The sequence below is a fragment of the Streptomyces sp. NPDC059897 genome, from assembly GCF_042730865.1.
In the GTDB taxonomy this organism is placed as follows: Bacteria; Actinomycetota; Actinomycetes; order Streptomycetales; family Streptomycetaceae; genus Streptomyces.
Genome location: NZ_JBHWKQ010000011.1, coordinates 144,256 through 162,599 on the forward strand (window position 1 = coordinate 144,256; position 18,344 = coordinate 162,599).

Consider the following 18,344-nt stretch of genomic DNA (forward strand, 5'->3'; position numbering starts at 1 on the left):
GGCAATCTGCCGCCTAATGGGGTCTCCCCTGCTCGGAGCTTGTCGGAGAGCTTGGGGAAGGCAGGGTGGGCAAGGCGGCCCCCGGTGCCGCGCGCCCAGGACGGCGGCCCCCGCCACGGGACCCTTACGACGAAGCCGCTCGCCCGAACAACGGGGCCAGGATCATGTGGGCCGCGCCCTCCACCGCTTGGGTGTCGCCGCCGGGGGCCGCCCGGACGGGTATCGACGAGCCGCCGCCCTCCCGGCGCGCCCGGGCCGCGACGACCCGTTCCGCCCCGCGTACGAACCGCTCCTCGTACGCCGCCACCGTCCGCCCACCCAGCAGCACCGCGTCGATGTCCAGCAAACTCACCAGATTCGCCGCCCCCTCCCCCAGCACCCGCGCCGCCTCATCGAGCCCCCGCTCCGTACCGGAAGCGACCGCCGCGAGGCAGATCGCCTCGATGCAGCCCCGGTTGCCGCAGCTGCACACAGGACCGTCGAGCTGGATCACCTGATGGCCGAACTCGCCCGCCCCCGTGCGCGCGCCCCGGTAGAGCGAACCGTCGAGGACGAGGCCCGCGCCGAGCCCCGTACCGAGGTGGAGGTAGGCGAAGGAGCGCTCGCCCTCCCCCTCCAGGGCAAGGCCGAGCGCCGCCGCGTTCGTGTCCTTGTCCACGACGACCGGCAGGCCCAGCCGCTCGGCGAGCGCGTCGCGCAGCGGGAAGCCGTCCCACTGCGGGAACCCGGTGACCCGGTGCAGCACCCCGTCCGTGTGGTCGAGCGGCCCCGGCACCGCGACGCCGACGCCGAGGACCGTCCGGCCCCCGTCCGCGTCGAGCAGCGCGTCCACCTCGCAGGCTGCGGCCGCCAGCACCGCGTCGGAGCCCGCGCCGAGGTCGAGCGGCGCACGCCGGGCCGCGACGACGGCGCCGGACAGGTCGGTGAGCACGGTGTGCAGCTCGTCGCGGTCCAGGTGCAGGCCGACCGCGTGCGCCGCGCCCGCGAGCAGCCGCAGCACGGTGCGCGGCTTGCCCCCGGTGGAGGCCCGGCGTCCCGCCTCCACCGCCAGCCCGTCCGCCCGCAGCCGCGCCGTGATCTTGCTGACGGCCTGCGGAGTGAGCCCGGTGCGCTCGGCGAGCTCAAGACGGCTTATCCCCGCCTCCCCCGCCGTGCGCAGCAGGTCGAGCACGAGCGCCGCGTTGTGCCCGCGCAGGGCGCTCAGGTTGGCGCCCACCGTCGCGGCCATGGTCCTCCTCACGGTGCTCCTCACATGTGCGGTCACCAGCCCATTGTCCCCCGCGCTTGCACTTTGGCAACACCGTTGCTTAAGTGGAGGCATGACTGGTACGAGTGCTGCCCTCCGCGTGGGCCTGGTCGGCTACGGCCTGGCGGGCTCCGTCTTCCACGCCCCGCTGATCGCCGCGACCGAGGGCCTGACCCTGGACACGGTCGTCACCTCGAACCCCGAGCGCCAGGCCCAGGCCCGCGCCGAGCACGGCGACGACCTGCGCTTCGCCGCCTCCCCCGACGACCTGTGGGAGCACGCGGACGACCTTGACCTGATCGTCATCGCGTCGCCCAACAAGACGCACGTGCCGCTCGCGAAGGCCGCCATCGCCGCGGGCCTCCCGGTCGTCGTCGACAAGCCGGTCGCGGGCACCGCCGCCGAGGCTCGCGAGCTCGCCGAACTGGCCGAGAAGCAGGGCGTCCTGCTCTCGGTCTTCCAGAACCGCCGCTGGGACAACGACTTCCTGACCCTCCAAAAGCTCCTCGCGGACGGCGAGCTGGGCGACGTCTGGCGCTTCGAGTCCCGCTTCGAGCGCTGGCGTCCGCACCCCAAGGGCGGCTGGCGCGAGTCCGGCGACCCGGAGGAGATCGGCGGCCTGCTGTACGACCTCGGCAGCCACGTCGTCGACCAGGCCCTCGTCCTGTTCGGCCCGGCCGTCTCCGTCTACGCCGAGTCGGACGTGCGCCGCCCCGGAGCCGAGGCCGACGACGACACGTTCATCGCGATCACCCACGCGAACGGCGTGCGCTCGCACCTCTACGTCTCCGCCACCACCGCCCAGCTCGGCCCGCGCTTCCGCGTCCTCGGCTCGCAGGCGGGCTACGTGAAGTACGGCCTCGACCCGCAGGAGGCGGCGCTGCGCGACGGCAAGCGCCCGGCGGCCGGTGAGCCGTGGGGCGTCGAGGGCGAGTCGATGTGGGGCCGGGTCGGCTCCGGCGAGTCCCCGCAGACGGGCGGCGGCCGGCCGCTGGCGACGGTCGACGGCGACTACCCCGCGTACTACGCCGCCGTCGCCGCGGCCCTGCGCGACGGCACCCCGAACCCGGTGCCCGCCACGCAGGCCGCCGACGCGCTCGACGTCCTGGAGGCGGCGCGCGTCTCCGCCCGCGACGGTGTGACGGTGACCCTGTGACGAACCCCGAAGGCGCCCCGCAGATCCCCGAGTTGGAGGAGCAGGAGCGCCGCCTCGTCCTGGACTCCTTCACGTACGACGACGCCTGGACCCTCGGCAATCTCCTCGTGGACCTGGCCCGCGAGCGCGAGGCCCCGGTGGCGATCGACATCACGCGCGGCGGCCAGCAGCTGTTCCACGCGGCGCTGCCGGGCTCGGCCCCGGACAACGACGCGTGGATCGCCCGCAAGCGCCGCGTCGTCGAGCGCTACCACGCCTCGTCCTACCTGGTCGGCAGCCGCTTCCGGGCCAAGGGCACGACGTTCGAGGACGCCTCGCGCCTCGACCCGGACACGTACGCGGCGCACGGCGGCGCCTTCCCGATCTCCGTACGGGGAGCGGGAGTCGTCGGCGCCGTGGTGGTCTCGGGCCTCCCTCAGATCGAGGACCACAAGCTGGTCGTGGCGGCGCTGGAGCGGTTCGTCGGCTAGCGGTGTGCGGCTCAGCCGCGTCCGCCGGCCCGCCGCCTGCGGCTCAGGAAGACGAGCGCCGCGCCCGTCGCCGCGGTGACCGCCGCGATCGAGCCGAGCACGGCGGCGCCCAGGGACGGCGTCCCGGTGTCGGCGAGGTGGTCCCCGCCGCCGTAGCCGCCGTCCGTACCGCCGGTGGTTCCGCCGCCGTCCGTGCCGCCGGTGTCACCGCCGTCAGGCGTGGGTGCGGGGGTGGAGTCGGTGGGGGTGGGGGTCGCGGTGGTCTCGGTGGGCGTGGGAGTGGGCGTGGTCTCGGTGGGCGTCGGAGTGGGAGTGACGTCGGTCGGGGTCGGCGTCGGCGTCGGCGTCGGCGTCGGCGTCGGCGTCGGCGTCGGCGTCGGGATGACGTTGTCGTCGTCGCAGGAGGGCAGGTCGCCCTTGAACGGGTAGGCGTGGATCTCCTGGCCCCCGCCGCCGCCCGCGGCCGAGGTGTGGGTCAGCGAACCCGCGCTGTAGAAGCGGCCGTTGAACCCGGACATGGTCATCGTCGTCGTGCTCGACAGGTTGCCGACCAGCGCGCTGCCGGAGAACTGGGTGCCGCCCGCGAGCTCCACGCCGCTCGCGTCGGGGAAGTTCCACAGCAGCCGGTCCCGGAGCTCGGCCGGGAGCAGCCCCTCGTACGTGTTGATCTTCCGCGCGTCGCCGTAGGCGTTGACGAGGACGGTGGCCCCGGACGGGATGTTGTCGAACCGGAAGCCGCCCATGCCGCCGCTCGCGGCGGCCACGTCGAAGTCGATGTCGAAGACTTGCAGCTCGGAGCTGCCGTCGCCGGTGAAGACGGTGGTGTAGCCGTCGTTGACGGCGGTGCCGGTCGGGGTGCGGCGCGCGCCGTTCTCGTACGCGTAGCAATGGCTGGCGTCGGTGAGCCGCTGCCGCAGGTCCTCGTACGGGGCGGCGGCGTCGGGGTCGTCCACGGACTTCGACTCGACGGTGCCGTCGAGCGCGCCCCCGTGGCGCGCGACGCCGTGCGCCGAGGCGTCCTCGACGGCGACCCGCTCCCCCGCCGCGACGGACAGGTCGCCGCCGGTGGTGAGGTAGTCGGTCCCGTCGTCCGGCGGCACGCGCGAGCCGACGCCCGCGTGGCGGGTCGGCGGGTGCCGGGGCAACGCCTCCCGTAGCGGTGCGCGGCACCGGGGGCCGCCTTGCCCACCCTGCCTTCCCCAAGCTCTCCGACAAGCTCCGAGCAGGGGAGACCCCATGAGGCGGCAGATTGCCCAAGGCGGTGGCGGCCACCCGATGCGCCCCCAGGCGGCGGGTGGGCACATCAAGCCCCGCCGGCGCTTGAGGCGCGGGGTCCGGGGCAGCGCCCCGTGACGGTTCCCACGACGAGCAGGGCGGACGCCAGGAGCGGCGAAACCACGGAACGGCCCGCCCTCCCGCCTCGCGGACACGCGCCCAGGCGGGGCAAGGGCACCCCGAACGGGGGTGCCCTCGGCCCGTGGAACCCGGCGGCGCGGCTACGCCGGCTTCAGCTCCTGCCGCTGGCGGCCGAGCCCGTCGATCTCCAGCTCCACCACGTCACCCGCCCGCAGGTACGGCTTCGGCTCGGGCTGCCCCATGGCGACACCCGCCGGCGTACCGGTGTTGATGACGTCGCCGGGGTACAGGGTCATGAACTGGCTGACGTAGCGCACCACTTCGGCGACCGGGAAGATCTGGTCGGCCGTCGTGCCGTCCTGCTTCAGCTCGCCGTTCACCCACAGCCGCAGGCCGAGCGCCTGCGGGTCGGGGACCTCGTCGGCGGTCACGAGCCACGGGCCGAGCGGGTTGAACGTCTCGCAGTTCTTGCCCTTGTCCCAGGTGCCGCCGCGCTCGATCTGGAACTCGCGCTCGGACACGTCGTGCGCGACCGCGTACCCGGCGACGCACGCGAGCGCCGCCTCGTGGGACTCGACGTAGCGGGCCGTGTGCCCGATGACGATGGCGAGCTCCACCTCCCAGTCGGTCTTCACGGAGCCGCGCGGCACGAGGACCGTGTCGTCGGGCCCGACGACCGTGTCGGCCGCCTTGAAGAACACGACGGGCTCGGCGGGCGGCTGGGCGCCGGTCTCCGCCGCGTGGTCGTGGTAGTTCAGCCCGATGCACACGACCTTGCCGATACGGGCCACCGGCGGGCCGATCCGCAGCCCCGACGCGTCGAGGACGGGCAGTTCCCCGGCCGCGGCCGCGGCCCGTACGCGCTCGATCGCGGCGTCGTCGGCGAGCAGTGCCCCGTCGACATCCGTGACGAGTCCGGACAGGTCGCGCAGCGTTCCCTCGGTGTCGAGCAGCGCGGGGCGCTCGGCTCCGGCGGGACCGACTCGCAGCAGCTTCATGGTGTAACTCCCTCTGCAGTAGGAGGAGCCTCCACGGCCCGGTGCGGCGTGCAGCCATCGGAGGACTGGTCGATCCTCCAAGGAGAACGTCCAGTCCGCAATACCCCGTTCACGGACTGGACCCGGATCACCGGCGGGAGCGGTCAGAGTGCGGGCGCGGCCGCCGCCCCGCCCGCGTACGGCATGTCCCGGTAGAGCACGGCCCGCTCGATCGAGCTCCACGTCGTCGACGTGACGACGTACAGCGCGGCGGCGAGCGGCACGAAGGCCACCGTGAACAGGGTGAAGAAGGACATCAGCGGCATGAATTTGCCCATCACCGCCATGCCCGGCACCGGCTGGTCGCCCTGCGGCTGCGGCGCCTGCGCCAGCTGTCGCTTCGTGCGCCGGTAATTGAAGGTCGCGACGGCGGCGACGAGCGCGAACAGCGCCACGTAGACGAGCCCCTGCGCCCCGAAGAGCCCGCCGTGTGCGAGCGCGTCGTGGAAGCGGCCGCCGAGCGGGGCGGCGCCGAGGGTGTGGCCGAGCAGGGCGTTGGGCTCGCCGCCGATGCTCTGGTTGGAGAACAGGTGGTAGAGCAGGAAGAACGCCGGCATCTGGAAGAGCATCGGCAGGCAGCCGGTCAGCGGGGAGACCTTCTCCTCGCGGTGCAGCTCCATGATCGCCTTCTGCATCGCCTCGGGGCTGTTCTTGTGCTTCTTGCGCAGTTCGGCGATACGCGGCTGGAGCCTGGCCCGCTCGCGCTGCCCACGGGCCGCGGAGCGCGACAGAGGGTGGACGAGGAGCCGTACGAACGCGGTGAACAGGACGATCGCCGCGGCGGTGGCGGAGGCGTGCAGCAGCGGCTGGAGCAGGTCGGCGAGCTGCTCGACCAGACTGGCGAAAACGGACATGAACGACGACATGGGTGAGCCCTCCGGGGGTCTCGTCGTGCCGGACATCAAAGATCGAGAAATGAGTCGACTGAGTCGGCGTGACGGACCGGTGAGCCCAGAGGGTTCAGGGGTTCAAGGGTTCTGGGGTTCAGCAGCCCGTCGGGACGAGGCGTCCGGGTGCTCGGGGCCTGGGCCGGCCGGAGGCGTCGGGATCGCGCTGCGGCAGGAACGCGGTGCGCCGCTCGCGGTCCCGGATGGCGGTGCGGACGCGGGTGCGCGCCACGGTGGGCGCGGAGCGCGCGGCCAGGACGGCGCAGGCGGCGAGCGCGGAGCCCGCGGCGGCGGTCGCGGCGAGCGCGACGGCACCGACGAAGCTTCCGGTGTCGACGAGCGCGGAACCGAGGAGGACGAAGAGCAGCAGGGCGACGGGCCGGAGCACGGTGCTGCCGCTGGTCGTGCGTGCCATGCGCCTGCCTCCTCCCGCCGCTCGGGTACGTACGTGTCCGCCTTGAGGCGTGTCCGCCTTGAGGCGTGTCCGCCTTGGGGCGTCCTGCCAGTTATACAGGCTCGGTCACGACCGGCTGAAGGAGGCGTCGCGGTTCGAGCAGTGCCCGGAAGCATCTCGGCGCCCTCCGGTTCGACCGGCCCGCTCCCGTACGGGGGTTCTCCCCACCCCGCACACGGGCGCCACTCCCATGGGCGTGCACGACCTGCGTCCCTAGCGTGATCGGTGGGATCAGGCGGAGGGGACGAGGGGACATGTGGAAGCTGGCCAGGCGCACCATCCGGTACCGGGGGAAGAGCCTCACGGCGACCTTCCTCGCGCTCTTCCTCGGCACGGTCACCGTGATGACCTGCGGTGGACTGCTGGAGACCGGCGTACGCAACAACGCGCCCGCGCAGCGGCTCGCGCAGGCCGACCTCGTGGTGACGGGCGACCGCTCGGTGACCCCGCCCGCCAAGGGTGACGACACCGAGGACCCGGCGGTCATGCCCGAGCGGGTCCCCGTGCCCGCCTCGGCGCTCGACCGGGTGCGGGGCGTCGAGGGCGTCCGCGAGGCCGTCGCCGAGCGCACCTTCGACGCGGCGCTCGTACGGGACGGAGAAGACGGCCGGGGCGGGGCGGGTCCGGTGAAGGCGCAGGCGCACGGCTGGGCCTCGGCCGCCTTCGCGCCGTACGACATCGTCGAGGGCCGGGCTCCGGCGCGGGACGGCGAGGTGGCGCTGGACGCCGGGACGGCTCGGGCCGCGGGCACCGGCGTCGGTGACGAGGTCCGGATCGCGGCCGGGGAAGGTACGCGGAAGTACACCGTGAGCGCGGTGGTGGGCACCGCCCGGCAGCTGGACCGGGCGGCGCTGTTCCTCTCCGACGACGCGGCGCGGGCGCTCGCCCCGGCGGTCGCGGACATCGCCGTGACGACGGACTCCGGCACGGACCTCGGTGACGTGCGCGAGCGGGTCGCCGCGGCGCTCGACGGGCAGCCGCTCGAGGTCGTGTCCGGTGACGGCAGGGGCACCGTGGAGTTCCCCGAGGTGATGAGCGGCGGCAGCGATCTGGTCGCGCTGGCAGGGGCGTTCGGCGGCATGACCACCGTCGTCGCGATCATGGTGGTGTCCGGGACGGTCGCGCTGTCGGTGGGCCAGCGGCGCCGGGAGTTCGGGCTGCTGCGGTCCATCGGCTCAACGCAGCGGCAGCTGCGGCGGATGCTGCTGACCGAGACGCTGATGGTCGCCGTGGCCGCGGCGGGCGCGGGCTGGTTCGCGGGACCGCCGGTGGGCCGATGGCTGTTCGGCGAGTTCCAGGACACGGGCTTCGTCTCCGACTCCGTGACGTACGCGCAGGGCTGGATCCCGGCCGTGGCCGCGGGCGGCGCGCTGCTGCTCACCGCGCTCCTCGGCGGCTGGATCGGCGCCCGGCGCGGGGTGAACGTCAGGCCGGTGGAGGCCCTGCGGGAGGCCGAGGTGCAGCTGCGCTGGGCGCACCCGCTGCGCATCGCCTTGGCGGTCCTGTTCCTGGCCGGGGCCGCCGCGCTGGCGATCCTCACCGTCCTGCTCTTCGACGGCCCGATCGCGGGCAGCACCGCGGGACCGACCGTGCTGTGCGCCGTCATCGGGTTGGCGCTGCTCGGACCGGGTCTCACCAAGCTGATGGCGTGGCTGATCGGCGGTCCCGTGCGCCGGCTCACCGGAGCCGGCGGAAAGCTGGCCGTCTCGCACGCCCGGGTCCGCGCCGTCCGCATGGCCGCCGCGGTGACACCGCTGATGCTGGCGACGGGCATGGCGACCGGCAACCTCTACCTCCAGACCACGCAGATCGACGCCACGAACTCGGCGTACGCGGCCAACCTCCGGGCGGACGCGGTGCTCTCACCGGCGGCGGGCGGGGTCTCCGACACGCTCCTGGCCGAGGTCCGGCGCACCGAGGGCGTCGAGGCGGCGAGCGCCTACGCCACGAGCACGGGCTTCATCGACGGCGTGACCGACGAGGACGGCATCCCGCTCCAGGGCGTCAGCGCGCGGCAGGCCTCCCTCACCACGGCCGTACGACCGGTCGCGGGCAGCCTCGGCGAACTCGACGGGAACACCGTGGCGCTGACCACCGAGCGGGCCCGCGCGCTGGACAAGACGGTCGGCGACAGCTTCACGCTCCGCCTCGGCGACCGCGCCGAGGTCGACGTCCGCGTCGTCGCGCTGTTCAAGGGCCGCCCCGGCTACGAGACGGCCTTCCTGCCCGCCGAGCTGCTCGCGGCCCACACGGATGCGGGCAGGCCCTCGCAGATCCTGGTCCGGGCCTCGCCCTCGGCCGCGGCCGGTCTCGCGGCCCTCGCGCCGGGTCTTGAGGTCACCGACCGCGAGACGCTGATCGAGGCCCATGCCGAGGGCGCGCAGACCCAGGCCTGGATCAACTACCTGCTGATCGCGATGATCGTGGCCTACACGGTGCTCGCGGTGGTGAACACGCTGGTGCTCTCCGTCGGCAGCCGCCGCCGGGAGTTCGCGCTCCAGCGGCTGGTCGGTGCCACGAAGGGCCAGGTCATGAAGGCGCTGACCATCGAGTCCCTGATGGTCGCCGCGATCGGACTGCTGCTCGGCACGGCGGCCGCGAGCACCTCGCTGATCCCGTTCGCCCACGCGGCGGCGAACACCTGGATGCCGTCCGGGCCCTGGTGGATCTACGGGGCGATCGTGACCGGCGCCGTCACGCTGTCGCTGGCCTCGACGCTGCTGCCGGCCTGGTCGGCGCTGCGCACCCGGCCGGTGGAGGCGGCGGGGGCGCAGGAGTAGGAGCAGGCGGGGGGCGCAGGAGTTGGAGCAACCGTTTCCGGAGCGGGAGCGGCTACCCCGCCGCCCCGACCGGATCCCGGGCCAGCACGTCCTCGTCCGCCCGCTCGTCCCGGTCCGCCGGACGCGCGTACGTCACGACCAGCGTCACCACGAGATTGACGGCGAGCGCGACGATCCCGGCGTTCACCCCGAACACGGGATCGCGCCCGCTGAACACGAGCCCGCACACGACACCGACCCCGACGACGAGCCCGCTCAGCGCGCCCACGAAACTCAGCCGCCGCCACACCAGCCCCACCAACAGCATCGGCACGAGCTGCGCCATCCCCTCGTACGAGATGAGGGAAAGCCGTACGAGGGTGTTGGGCGCGGCATACGTGAGGACCAGCGCGAGCGTCCCGGCCACCACGACGACGACCTGCGCCCCGGTCTTCTGCGCCCGGGAGACGCCCCGCCACCGCGGCACGAGCGAGAAGACGCTGCTCCCCCACATCGTCCCGATGACCAGCATGAACACGGCCATCGGCACGATCGACGACAGCGCGGCCGCGACCCCGACGATCCCCACGACCCACGCGGGCAGCGAATCGACGACGAGCTTGAACAGCGCGAGGTTCGAGTCGGCCCCGGTGAGCCCGGGCACGACGAACAGCGCCGCCATCCCGAGCAGCATGGGCACGAACAGCAGCACGTTGTACGCGGGCAGCCACATGGCATTGCGCCGCAGCGCGTCGGCGCTGCGCGCGCCCAGATACCCGGCGACGGTGGTCGGGAAGATGACGACGGTGAGGGCGTTCAGGAAGGTGGTGGTGGCGAACCACCCCTCCCCATAAGGCGATCCACCGCTCCCGGGCAGGGTGAGCCAGGCACTCTTCTCCTCGACGAGCCGGTCGAGGAACGCCCCGTAGCCGTCGAAGTAGTGCAGCGGCACATAGAAGGCGAGAAAGGCGAGCGTGACGATGACGAGCAGGTCCTTCATCACCGACACCCACGCGCTCCCGCGCAACCCGCTGACCACCACGAACAACGTGGTGACGGCGAAGCCGATGAAATAGGCCCAGTTGAGGCTGACGGCGCCGTACGAGATCGTCGAGACGACGACGCCCATCCCCGTGATCTGCAACTGGATGTACGGAAGCAGGAACACGGTGACGAGGACGGCGATGGCGGCACCCAGCCAGGGCCGGCGGTACCGGTGGGCGACCATGTCGGTGATGCTGACGAGCCCGTGCTGCCGCGCGTACGACCACAACAACGGCCCGACGACGTACCCGATGGCGTACCCGCAGGACATGTAAGCGACGACGTACAGAACAGGGGCGCCGTAGTTGTACCCCCACCCGGCAGCGCCCAGGTAACTGAAGCTGGTGTACCCCTCCCCCGCCATCAGCACCCACACGAACACGGCCCCCAGCGAGCGCCCGCCCACGGACCACTCGGCGAGCCCGCCGCCACTGCCCCTGCCGCGCACGGCGAGCAGCCCGAGGGCGACGGTGGCGACCATGAAGACGCCGAAGAGGCTGGTGGCGACAGCGGCGTCGCTCACTTGCGGGCCCCCTTGAGCCGCTGGTCGCCGCGCCAGGTGAGCCAGGCGGCGAACGGGGTGACGAGCGTGGCCCCCAGCAGCCACACGAACAGGAACGGCAGCCCGAACACGACGGGTTCGACGCGGTTCACGAAGGGCAGCGCGCCGATGTAGAGCACGAAGGGGACGAGGAGCCAGAGCAGATGGGGCCGTTTGATCACGAAACGGCAGCCTATCGGGGGTGTTCCCGGCCATCGCGGACGCATGGCGACTACCTGGGACGCACGGCGACTACCTGGGCCGCATGGCGCCTACCTGGGGCGCATGGCGCTGAGCTTCCCCCACACGATGAGCCGGTACTTGGAGGTGAACTCGGGCGTACAGGTGGTGAGGGTGATGTAGTACCCGGGGTCCTCGTACCCGGCCCCCGGCACGACGCGACTGCGCGGCACAGGGTTGATGACCCCTCCATCCCCGGCCGAGGTCTGCGCGAGCGTCTTGTCGACGACGTACGTGTACGAGGCGGACTTCGTCTCGACGGTGAGGGTGTCGCCGCGCCGCAGCCGGTTGATGTACCGGAACGGTTCGCCGTGCGTGTTCCGGTGCCCGGCGACCGCGAAGTTCCCGGCGCCGCCGGGCTGCGCGGTGTCCGGGTAGTGCCCGACGTAGCCCTGATTGAGAACGCCGGACTTGCTGACCCCCTGGGCGACGGGGGCGCGCAGGCCGAGCCGTGGAATGCCGAGGATGGCGTAGGCCTGGTCCCAGTTGGGCCGGGGGTCGGGCTTGGCGGGGCTGTCGGGGGCGCTGGTAGGGGTGTTGGTGGGTTCGGCGGTACCGGCGGCGGGTTCGGTGGGCACGTCGGGTTCACCGGCTCCGGTCCCGTCCCCCCACTCCTGCTCCAGGGCCTGCACCTGATGGTCGGCGCCGGCCCTGGCCTGCCGGTTGGTCCACCACAGCTGGTGCACGACGAGCAGCAGCACGACGAGGCCGAGGGTGACGGCGGCCTCGGCACTGTTCCACAGCAGGCGCCGGGCGGTGGACCTGCGGCCCCGCCCTTGGGTGACGACGGCGGGCCGGTCGGTACGCATCCGGGGCATACGTTGCAGCAGCACGCGCGCAAGATAGATCGCGGGGCGCGAAGTCGCCAGAGGCGGGCGACGGGGAGTGTGCGGGACGCGGAGGCCGCGGGGCGGTGGGGTGGCGGACATGCGTGCGGTGGCCGGGTGTCCGCGACCCGATCGGGCGGGTCCCTGCGAAAGCTTCCGGCAGTACGGTGTCCCCCATGCGCCCCGACACCCCTGCCACGCCCGCAGAGAACGCCGAGAACGCCGAGACCGATCGCGCGAACCACGTCACGGAAGCCGAGCGCCTGGAGCGCACGGCGGCGATGTACCCGGAGGACGCGGAGCACCTGCTCCTCCAGGCCGCGGCCCACTACGAACTGGCCGAGGCCCGCGACCGCGCGACCACCCTCTACGACAACCTGCTGGCCGCCGAGTCCCCGCAGGCCCCCGCCCTGATCCGCGCGCTCAAGGCGGCGAACCTGTGGGAGTACGGGCACGAGGCGGAGGCCCGGGCGATCATCACGGGTATCCGCACGTCGGCGCCGCGCGACCCGGCGCCCTGGGTGATCGTGGCGGAGTCCTTGGAGGCCCACGACGAACTGGAACAGGCCCACGAGACGTTCACGGAGGGCCTGGAACTCCTGGTCCCGGCCTCGGAGCGGGAGTCGGGAGTCCCGCTGCCGAAACACCCCCTGCTCCTCGGCCGCCACCGCGTGCGCCGCATGCTCGGGTCGGAGCACGACGCGTGGGACGCCCTCGCCGACCAGGCCAACCGCACACCGGTCTCCCTCGACGAACTCCACGACCCGAAGCGCACGTGGGCCCTCGGCTCGGAGAACCCGGCAGAACTCCAGGCCGAAATCTCCCGCCTCCGCGCGGAGTTGGGCACGTACCGGGAGGCCTTGTCGCGCCCGTTCCCCGTGGCAGTCCTCCACTGGCCGTCGCAGGAATACACGGAACTCCTGTCGGCGTACCCGTCCCTGACCTCGGAATACCCGTCCTACGAGGCCCACTTGTCCGCCACGGAGGCCTCCCTCCGCGAACTCTCCTCCTCCGGCACAGCCAACCTCGGCATCGTCACGGGCACGGTCCCGTCCTACGAGGCGTTCGCGGCGTCGGAGGGGTCTTCACCGGAGGACGTGTCGCTGCTGCCGCAGTACGCGACGACGCTGGCGGCGCGGGGGCGGGCGGTTGCGTGGCCTCCGGGGGCGGAGTGTTGGTGTGGGTCGGGGGTGGCGTATGGGCAGTGCCACGGGGGCGGGGCGTAAAGCCTGCGGCGCTGGGCGATGGGGGTTAGAGCCCCTCGCTCCTGTCAGCCCAGCGCGATCGGTGCTGCTTCAGAAAATCTACGCCGATGCGGTGTCGAGGCTTCTCGACATAAAGCCTCCCCACCACTTGCCGGGTAAAGCCGTCGACGATGTCCAGGTCGTCGGTAATCAGTAGCGCACCGTTATCGAACCTGATGTGGCAGTTCGGGCAAAGACACAGGATGTTAGAGACTACGTCGGGGCCATGATGCGGCTCACCTAGAGCCTGTATATGAGCCCCTTCGCTATATCGCTCTCCATCCACCCCCACGACCACAGGGATTCGACACACCTGGCAGGTATTGGCGTAGATCGACTTGACCTTGCGTGATGCCCTGGTGTTGCGGACTCTCCGCTGGGACGTGACGTAGCGAGCGGTCGCCCGTTCCAGCTCCGTCATGTCGGGGTCCAGCTCGACTTCCACGTCCCCCGGAACACTCTCGCCAATGTCCCTAACAAGGCGAAATTGCCACATTAGGTGCCCCCGCGCGGTCCGCGCGCACCAATGATCCTCTACGCGATAGAGCCCCGCGTACCTATACCCACCCCTAGCCTTACCGCTACGAATGTCCAGACCGCGGACGTAGCGCACGGGGAGCCCTTCGTTCTGGTTGAGGACCAACCCCGCGTTACATCCATCGAGTTGCTGGTCCTCGGTTATGTGCCCGTCCTTATCTGGATTTCCACCCATCGCCGTGTAGATGACGACGTCTCCTTCATCCCTATCTGCCGCATACCCGCCGCTTGCGACGATGGAGTCCACACCCGCGTGTGCTGTGCCGGAGATGCCTCGCCCGCGGAAGCGATGGACGCCTGCAGCGTGGAGCTCCGTGTGCCCCTTGAACCACTGGCCGGGGCTCACCCCCGGCGGAGGCCCGAAGTAGATGCTTTTGGAGGGCTGGCGCGAAGACGTAGTCATGCTGGCACTCTGACAAGTTGCAGCATGCAGTTCAGCTACTTTGGGCTCGATTTGGCGACAGTCGATCACCTCCAGGCTGAATCCAGTCGTTGCCTGCCAGGGAGCCCCTGGCATCACGTACCCCATGGCTGTCAGTGGCTCTTGCTAGAACTGAGCCACACGGATCTGAGGTCGAGAGCACACAGGGGGACAGATGGCCACGTCACATCAGCCCGAACCGCTGGAGCCGGGGGTACACGAGAGGCTCATCACCCGAGCCCTTCGAGGCGACATGACGCGGCTCGAGGCTGCGGGCTGGAAAGCCATCGAGGGCGAGGTGACCGCAGAGTCAACTCCGCACGTCCTGGCACATCATCTTGGCGAAGCCATCGGGCGGCGCCTCCAACAACTGCCACACGACCAGCAAGTCGCAGCAGCCAACACGATCATGGCCGCCTTGGAGTCGGCAGCCCCCTCGGACGATTCATCTGCGGGCACGCAGCAGATTGAAGACGGCCCTCATCAACTGCTCGCTCTCGCCGAGCAAGAGGCTCCCGGGGTCTACGCGATCCGCCCGCTGACACCGCTCTCTGAAACGGCTCTCATCACGAACTCGCCCGAAGACCCCAGCCTCGGGGCAGAGCTCCGAGCGGAAATAGCTGTGGCCGACCGCATCGACCTGCTCTGCGCGTTCGTGAAGTGGTACGGCATCCGAGTTCTCGAAGGGGCCCTGCGCGAGGCCGCCGACCGTGGTGTGCGTATTCGCGTCGTCACCACGACCTACATGGGTGCCACCGACCGTCACGCCCTCGACCGGCTCGTTCGTGACTTTGGCGCCGAGGTGAAGGTCAATTACGAGACGCGGTCGACACGGCTGCACGCCAAGGCCTGGCTCTTTCGGCGGAACAGCGGGTTCGACACCGCCTACGTCGGCAGCTCCAACCTCTCCAAGGCCGCCTTGCTCGACGGGCTTGAGTGGAACGTTCGGCTGTCGTCGGTCGCCACACCTGCCGTCTTGAAGAAGTTCGAGGCGAGTTTCGACTCCTACTGGAATGACATCTCCTTCGAGTCCTACGACCCTGATCGGGATGCCGCCAAGCTGGACGAAGCGTTGGGAGTGGCTGGCAGCTCAACGTCCACCGATGACCTCAAGATCAGCCTGTCTGGGCTTGAGGTGCGGCCCTATCCGCACCAGGCCGACATGCTGGAGCGCCTTCGTGTGGAGCGTGAAGTGCGAGGCCATGACCACAACTTGCTGGTGGCAGCCACAGGGACAGGAAAGACCGTCATGGCTGCCCTAGACTTCCGCAGCCTGCACCAGCAGTGGGGCGGCAAGGAGTACCCGCGGCTCCTCTTTATCGCGCACCGCAAGGAGATCCTGAAGCAGTCGCTACGCAAGTACCGAGAGGTGCTCGACGACGCCTCGTTCGGCGAGCTGCTCTTCAGTGGCGAACTCCCTCGCGACTGGAAGCACGTCTTCGCCAGCGTCCAGTCCCTTACCGACCAGCGACTCGATCAGTTCGATCCCGAGCACTTCGACATCATCGTCGTCGACGAGTTCCATCACGCCACCGCGACGACGTATCGCCGCGTACTGAACCACTTCAAGCCCAAGCAACTTCTAGGACTCACCGCCACCCCCGAGCGGGCGGACGGGCTCAACGTGCAGGGCGAGTTCTTCGGTGGCCGTATCGCCGCAGAGATGCGTCTCTGGGAGGCCCTCGATAACGACCTACTCTGCCCGTTCCACTACTTCGGCGTCCCTGATGGAACCGACCTGACCCGCCTCAACTGGCGTTCCGGAACGTACGACCAGAGCCAGCTCGGCGACCTATTCTCGGCTGACCACGCCCGCGCCCGCATCGTCATCAAGCAAGTGCGGGACAAGGTGTCCGACCCCGGGAACATGCGGGCGCTCGGGTTCTGCGTGTCCCGCAAGCACGCTCACTTCATGGCCAAGTGCTTCCAAGAGGCCGGCTTCCAAGCCAAGGCGCTGGACAGCGAATCGAGGCCAGAGGTCCGGGAGCAGGCGCTAGCTGACCTCAAGTCGGGGAAGATCCAGGTTCTGTTCTCTGTCGACCTCTTCAATGAGGGCTTGGACATTCCTGACGTCGACACACTGCTGCTCTTGCGTCCGACGAGCAGCGCCACCGTGTTCCTCCAGCAGCTCGGCCGCGGGCTCCGCCGCACACCACATAAGCCGGTTCTGACCGTCTTGGACTTCATCGGACAGCACCGCGCCGAGTTCCGTTTCGAGGAGCAGTTCCGCGCGATGACGAACCTGTCGCGCAACCGTCTCCTTGAGCACGCCGAGCACGACTTCCCGCAGTTGCCCTCTGGCTGCCAAATCATCCTGGAGGGCAAGTCCAAGGACCTGGTGCTGGACAACATCCGCACGCAGATCAAGGCAACAGTGCAGACCTTGGCCAAGGAGGTCAGCGCCTACAGCACTCCGCGGCTCGCCGACTACTTGCGGGAGAGTCGTCGCGAGATCAAGGAACTGTATAAGTCCAGCAACTCATGGACCGCCGTCCTACGCCGGGCCGGCCTCGCCGACACCCCAGAACAGCCGGGAGAAAGTGACCTGTTGAAGCGCGTCCACGCTTTTCTGCATGTCGACGATCCCGAACGCGCCGCGGCCTACAAGCGGCTACTGAGCGACGACGCTCCGGCCTACGAGGATCTGAACGCGACGGACAAGACATTCGCCCGCATGCTGTTCTTCAACCTCTGGGACAAGGCCGGAGGCTTTAGCTCCTACGAGGCAGGCCTTGCATCACTGCGCGAACAGACAGCGCTCCGCGACGAGTTGCGCCAAGTGCTCGACTACGTCATGGACGAGGCCGACCACTTCCCGATCCCGCTGGAAGGCCCGCACGCGCACCTCCCCCTGAAGATCCACAGCGCATACAACCGCTCCGAAATCCTGGCTGCCCTCGGCGTGGCCCGGTTCGGCGGCCAGATGCCCGGATCATTCGCCCAAGGCGTCCTCTGGGACGAGGCCAACCAGACGGACACCCTCCTCATCACCCTGGAGAAGAACGAGAAGGACTTCTCGCCCACCGTCCGTTACAAGGACTACGCCCTGAGCCCAAGCCTCTTCCACTGGGAGTCGCAGAACGCGACCGCAGACACATCCCGTACGGGGCAGCGCTACCAGCAGCACGCCCAGCGCGGCAGCCACGTCCTTCTCTTCATGAGGCGCTACAAGGACACGGACACCGGCAAGGCTCAGCCGTGGATGCTGCTCGGCCCGGCCACGTACGACTCCCACACCGGAAGCAAGCCCATGTCCATCACCTGGCGCCTTCACCACGAGCTTCCTGCTGACGTGTGGACGTACGCATCGGCCGTCGCATAACAGCCGCACCTGGTGGATGAGTTGGCAAGGGCACCAGTGCCGCCAACTCATCCACGGGTACGCATCTCGCTCTCGCAACGCAGTTCGGCGGACTCCACCACCTCGTCTACGTCGAGCCCATGCGCGTCAGCCCAGCACAGCATGTCGGCGATGACCTCGACCGCCGTCTGCCCGGATACTCCGAGTAGCGCCTCCGCCCGATCAACGCCCCCGTGCACCACATGGCCTTCCGGATGTGCGAGACCCGTGGTCAGTTCGCACCAGACCACCTTCCGGTCAGCCTTGAGGAGCACACCCCAGCGATCCGTCACCGCGTCGACGAGCCGCATACCTCGGCCCGACTCCGAGTCGAGTGCTCCGACCAGCAGAGTGGGAAGCGCCTTCAGCTCCGGGTCTCGTACTTCGATGCGTAGATACGTGCCGCTCATCGAGAGCGTCAGCTCTACGGGGGTGCCAAGGCCCACGTGCCTGATCACGTTCGCCACCATCTCGGTCACGCATAGCTCAACGGCTTCATCCAGGTGACTTAGCCCCCACAACCTCAGGTGCAGCCGCGCGATGCGCCGCAGGGCCGCCAGTTCCTCGGGCTCGGCCGCGAAGGCCAGACTCCAGGGCTTGCGGAGCATGCAGTGTTGCTGGATCACGAGCTCTCCCTCTCCATTGAGGTTCACAACCGCTGGACCGTCCTGCATCAACTGGGCGCCGTAAGCGTCGAGTTCAGACGAGTTCATCCGCCTGCACATCCACCTCAACACGCTCCAACCGCACTACCAGCGTGGCGCCAGAGCATCCCTTCTTGCAAT

The 18,344-nt window shown here is 70.2% G+C and carries 15 protein-coding genes; 5 read left to right on the top strand and 10 right to left on the bottom strand.

All coding sequences use genetic code 11. From position 1 onward, the window contains the following. Positions 1 to 124: 124 nt before the first annotated feature. The gene (locus ACFV9W_RS15230; protein ID WP_385760192.1) at positions 125 to 1,228 is read right to left on the bottom strand and encodes an ROK family protein; all 1,104 of its coding nucleotides are present in this window, start codon (positions 1,226 to 1,228) and stop codon (positions 125 to 127) included. Between the two features lie 91 nt (positions 1,229 to 1,319). Here ACFV9W_RS15230 and ACFV9W_RS15235 point away from each other — a divergent pair, with 91 nt between their 5' ends. Together ACFV9W_RS15235 and ACFV9W_RS15240 are read left to right on the top strand one after the other, a co-directional pair. After that, positions 1,320 to 2,402 carry a Gfo/Idh/MocA family oxidoreductase gene (locus tag ACFV9W_RS15235; protein ID WP_385760194.1) on the top strand — a complete coding sequence of 361 codons (1,083 nt, stop codon included), beginning with the start codon at positions 1,320 to 1,322 and terminating at the stop codon, positions 2,400 to 2,402. Next, on the top strand, positions 2,399 to 2,872 hold the full coding sequence (locus tag ACFV9W_RS15240) for a heme-degrading domain-containing protein (RefSeq protein WP_385760196.1): 474 nt from the start codon (positions 2,399 to 2,401) through the stop codon (positions 2,870 to 2,872). Before ACFV9W_RS15235 ends, ACFV9W_RS15240 begins: the two co-directional genes overlap by 4 nt. An 11-nt stretch (positions 2,873 to 2,883) precedes the next feature. On the opposite strand, the gene ACFV9W_RS15245 is transcribed toward ACFV9W_RS15240, so the two are convergent. The 4 genes from ACFV9W_RS15245 to ACFV9W_RS15260 all read right to left on the bottom strand — a co-directional run bounded on the left by ACFV9W_RS15245 (position 2,884) and on the right by ACFV9W_RS15260 (position 6,567). After that, positions 2,884 to 4,017, bottom strand: coding sequence for a choice-of-anchor A family protein (locus tag ACFV9W_RS15245; RefSeq protein ID WP_385760198.1), 1,134 nt, complete (start codon positions 4,015 to 4,017; stop codon positions 2,884 to 2,886). A 351-nt stretch (positions 4,018 to 4,368) separates the two neighbouring features. After that, entirely contained in the window at positions 4,369 to 5,226 is an 858-nt protein-coding gene (locus ACFV9W_RS15250; RefSeq protein ID WP_385760201.1) for a fumarylacetoacetate hydrolase family protein, read from the bottom strand. A 143-nt stretch (positions 5,227 to 5,369) separates the two neighbouring features. Then, the gene (locus ACFV9W_RS15255; protein WP_385760204.1) at positions 5,370 to 6,131 is read right to left on the bottom strand and encodes a YidC/Oxa1 family membrane protein insertase; all 762 of its coding nucleotides are present in this window, start codon (positions 6,129 to 6,131) and stop codon (positions 5,370 to 5,372) included. Between the two features lie 118 nt (positions 6,132 to 6,249). Then, positions 6,250 to 6,567, bottom strand: coding sequence for a DUF6412 domain-containing protein (locus ACFV9W_RS15260; protein ID WP_385760206.1), 318 nt, complete (start codon positions 6,565 to 6,567; stop codon positions 6,250 to 6,252). 293 nt (positions 6,568 to 6,860) lie between these two features. Here ACFV9W_RS15260 and ACFV9W_RS15265 point away from each other — a divergent pair, with 293 nt between their 5' ends. Continuing rightward, complete coding sequence (locus ACFV9W_RS15265) at positions 6,861 to 9,386, top strand: ABC transporter permease (RefSeq protein ID WP_385760209.1); 2,526 nt, start codon at positions 6,861 to 6,863, stop codon at positions 9,384 to 9,386. Positions 9,387 to 9,438: 52 nt separating this feature from the next. Here the strand turns inward: ACFV9W_RS15265 and ACFV9W_RS15270 are convergent, their stop codons facing one another. From ACFV9W_RS15270 to ACFV9W_RS15280, 3 genes are all read right to left on the bottom strand, one after another. Further along, the gene (locus ACFV9W_RS15270) at positions 9,439 to 10,890 is read right to left on the bottom strand and encodes a sodium:solute symporter (RefSeq protein WP_385760395.1); all 1,452 of its coding nucleotides are present in this window, start codon (positions 10,888 to 10,890) and stop codon (positions 9,439 to 9,441) included. A gap of 38 nt (positions 10,891 to 10,928) precedes the next feature. After that, positions 10,929 to 11,132: a DUF3311 domain-containing protein gene (locus ACFV9W_RS15275; protein WP_385760211.1), complete on the bottom strand. Its 204-nt coding sequence runs from the start codon at positions 11,130 to 11,132 to the stop codon at positions 10,929 to 10,931. A 90-nt stretch (positions 11,133 to 11,222) separates the two neighbouring features. Continuing rightward, positions 11,223 to 11,999, bottom strand: a complete 777-nt coding sequence (locus tag ACFV9W_RS15280; RefSeq protein ID WP_385760398.1) for a class E sortase — start codon at positions 11,997 to 11,999, stop codon at positions 11,223 to 11,225. A 194-nt stretch (positions 12,000 to 12,193) separates the two neighbouring features. On the opposite strand from ACFV9W_RS15280, the gene ACFV9W_RS15285 reads away from it, so the two are divergent. Continuing rightward, positions 12,194 to 13,243: an SEC-C domain-containing protein gene (locus ACFV9W_RS15285; RefSeq protein ID WP_385760214.1), complete on the top strand. Its 1,050-nt coding sequence runs from the start codon at positions 12,194 to 12,196 to the stop codon at positions 13,241 to 13,243. Between the two features lie 25 nt (positions 13,244 to 13,268). Here the strand turns inward: ACFV9W_RS15285 and ACFV9W_RS15290 are convergent, their stop codons facing one another. Further along, on the bottom strand, positions 13,269 to 14,201 hold the full coding sequence (locus tag ACFV9W_RS15290) for a YDG/SRA domain-containing protein (protein WP_385760217.1): 933 nt from the start codon (positions 14,199 to 14,201) through the stop codon (positions 13,269 to 13,271). Between the two features lie 193 nt (positions 14,202 to 14,394). Between ACFV9W_RS15290 and ACFV9W_RS15295 the strand changes: the two genes are divergently transcribed. Further along, positions 14,395 to 17,541: a DUF3427 domain-containing protein gene (locus ACFV9W_RS15295; protein ID WP_385760220.1), complete on the top strand. Its 3,147-nt coding sequence runs from the start codon at positions 14,395 to 14,397 to the stop codon at positions 17,539 to 17,541. A gap of 47 nt (positions 17,542 to 17,588) precedes the next feature. Here ACFV9W_RS15295 and ACFV9W_RS15300 read toward each other — a convergent pair whose 3' ends face one another. Next, positions 17,589 to 18,272: an ATP-binding protein gene (locus ACFV9W_RS15300; RefSeq protein ID WP_385760223.1), complete on the bottom strand. Its 684-nt coding sequence runs from the start codon at positions 18,270 to 18,272 to the stop codon at positions 17,589 to 17,591. Positions 18,273 to 18,344: the final 72 nt, after the last annotated feature.

Excerpts from the sequence above, each read along its gene's own strand:
- ACFV9W_RS15230 (WP_385760192.1), bottom strand. The coding sequence starts at position 1,228 with ATGGCCGCGACGGTGGGCGCCAACCTGAGCGCCCTGCGCGGGCACAAC.
- ACFV9W_RS15235 (WP_385760194.1), top strand. The coding sequence starts at position 1,320 with ATGACTGGTACGAGTGCTGCCCTCCGCGTGGGCCTGGTCGGCTACGGC.
- ACFV9W_RS15250 (WP_385760201.1), bottom strand. The coding sequence starts at position 5,226 with ATGAAGCTGCTGCGAGTCGGTCCCGCCGGAGCCGAGCGCCCCGCGCTG.
- ACFV9W_RS15255 (WP_385760204.1), bottom strand. The coding sequence starts at position 6,131 with ATGTCGTCGTTCATGTCCGTTTTCGCCAGTCTGGTCGAGCAGCTCGCC.
- ACFV9W_RS15260 (WP_385760206.1), bottom strand. The coding sequence starts at position 6,567 with ATGGCACGCACGACCAGCGGCAGCACCGTGCTCCGGCCCGTCGCCCTG.
- ACFV9W_RS15265 (WP_385760209.1), top strand. The coding sequence starts at position 6,861 with ATGTGGAAGCTGGCCAGGCGCACCATCCGGTACCGGGGGAAGAGCCTC.
- ACFV9W_RS15270 (WP_385760395.1), bottom strand. The coding sequence starts at position 10,890 with ATGGTCGCCACCGTCGCCCTCGGGCTGCTCGCCGTGCGCGGCAGGGGC.
- ACFV9W_RS15280 (WP_385760398.1), bottom strand. The coding sequence starts at position 11,999 with ATGCGTACCGACCGGCCCGCCGTCGTCACCCAAGGGCGGGGCCGCAGG.
- ACFV9W_RS15285 (WP_385760214.1), top strand. The coding sequence starts at position 12,194 with ATGCGCCCCGACACCCCTGCCACGCCCGCAGAGAACGCCGAGAACGCC.
- ACFV9W_RS15290 (WP_385760217.1), bottom strand. The coding sequence starts at position 14,201 with ATGACTACGTCTTCGCGCCAGCCCTCCAAAAGCATCTACTTCGGGCCT.
- ACFV9W_RS15295 (WP_385760220.1), top strand. The coding sequence starts at position 14,395 with ATGGCCACGTCACATCAGCCCGAACCGCTGGAGCCGGGGGTACACGAG.
- ACFV9W_RS15300 (WP_385760223.1), bottom strand. The coding sequence starts at position 18,272 with ATGAACTCGTCTGAACTCGACGCTTACGGCGCCCAGTTGATGCAGGAC.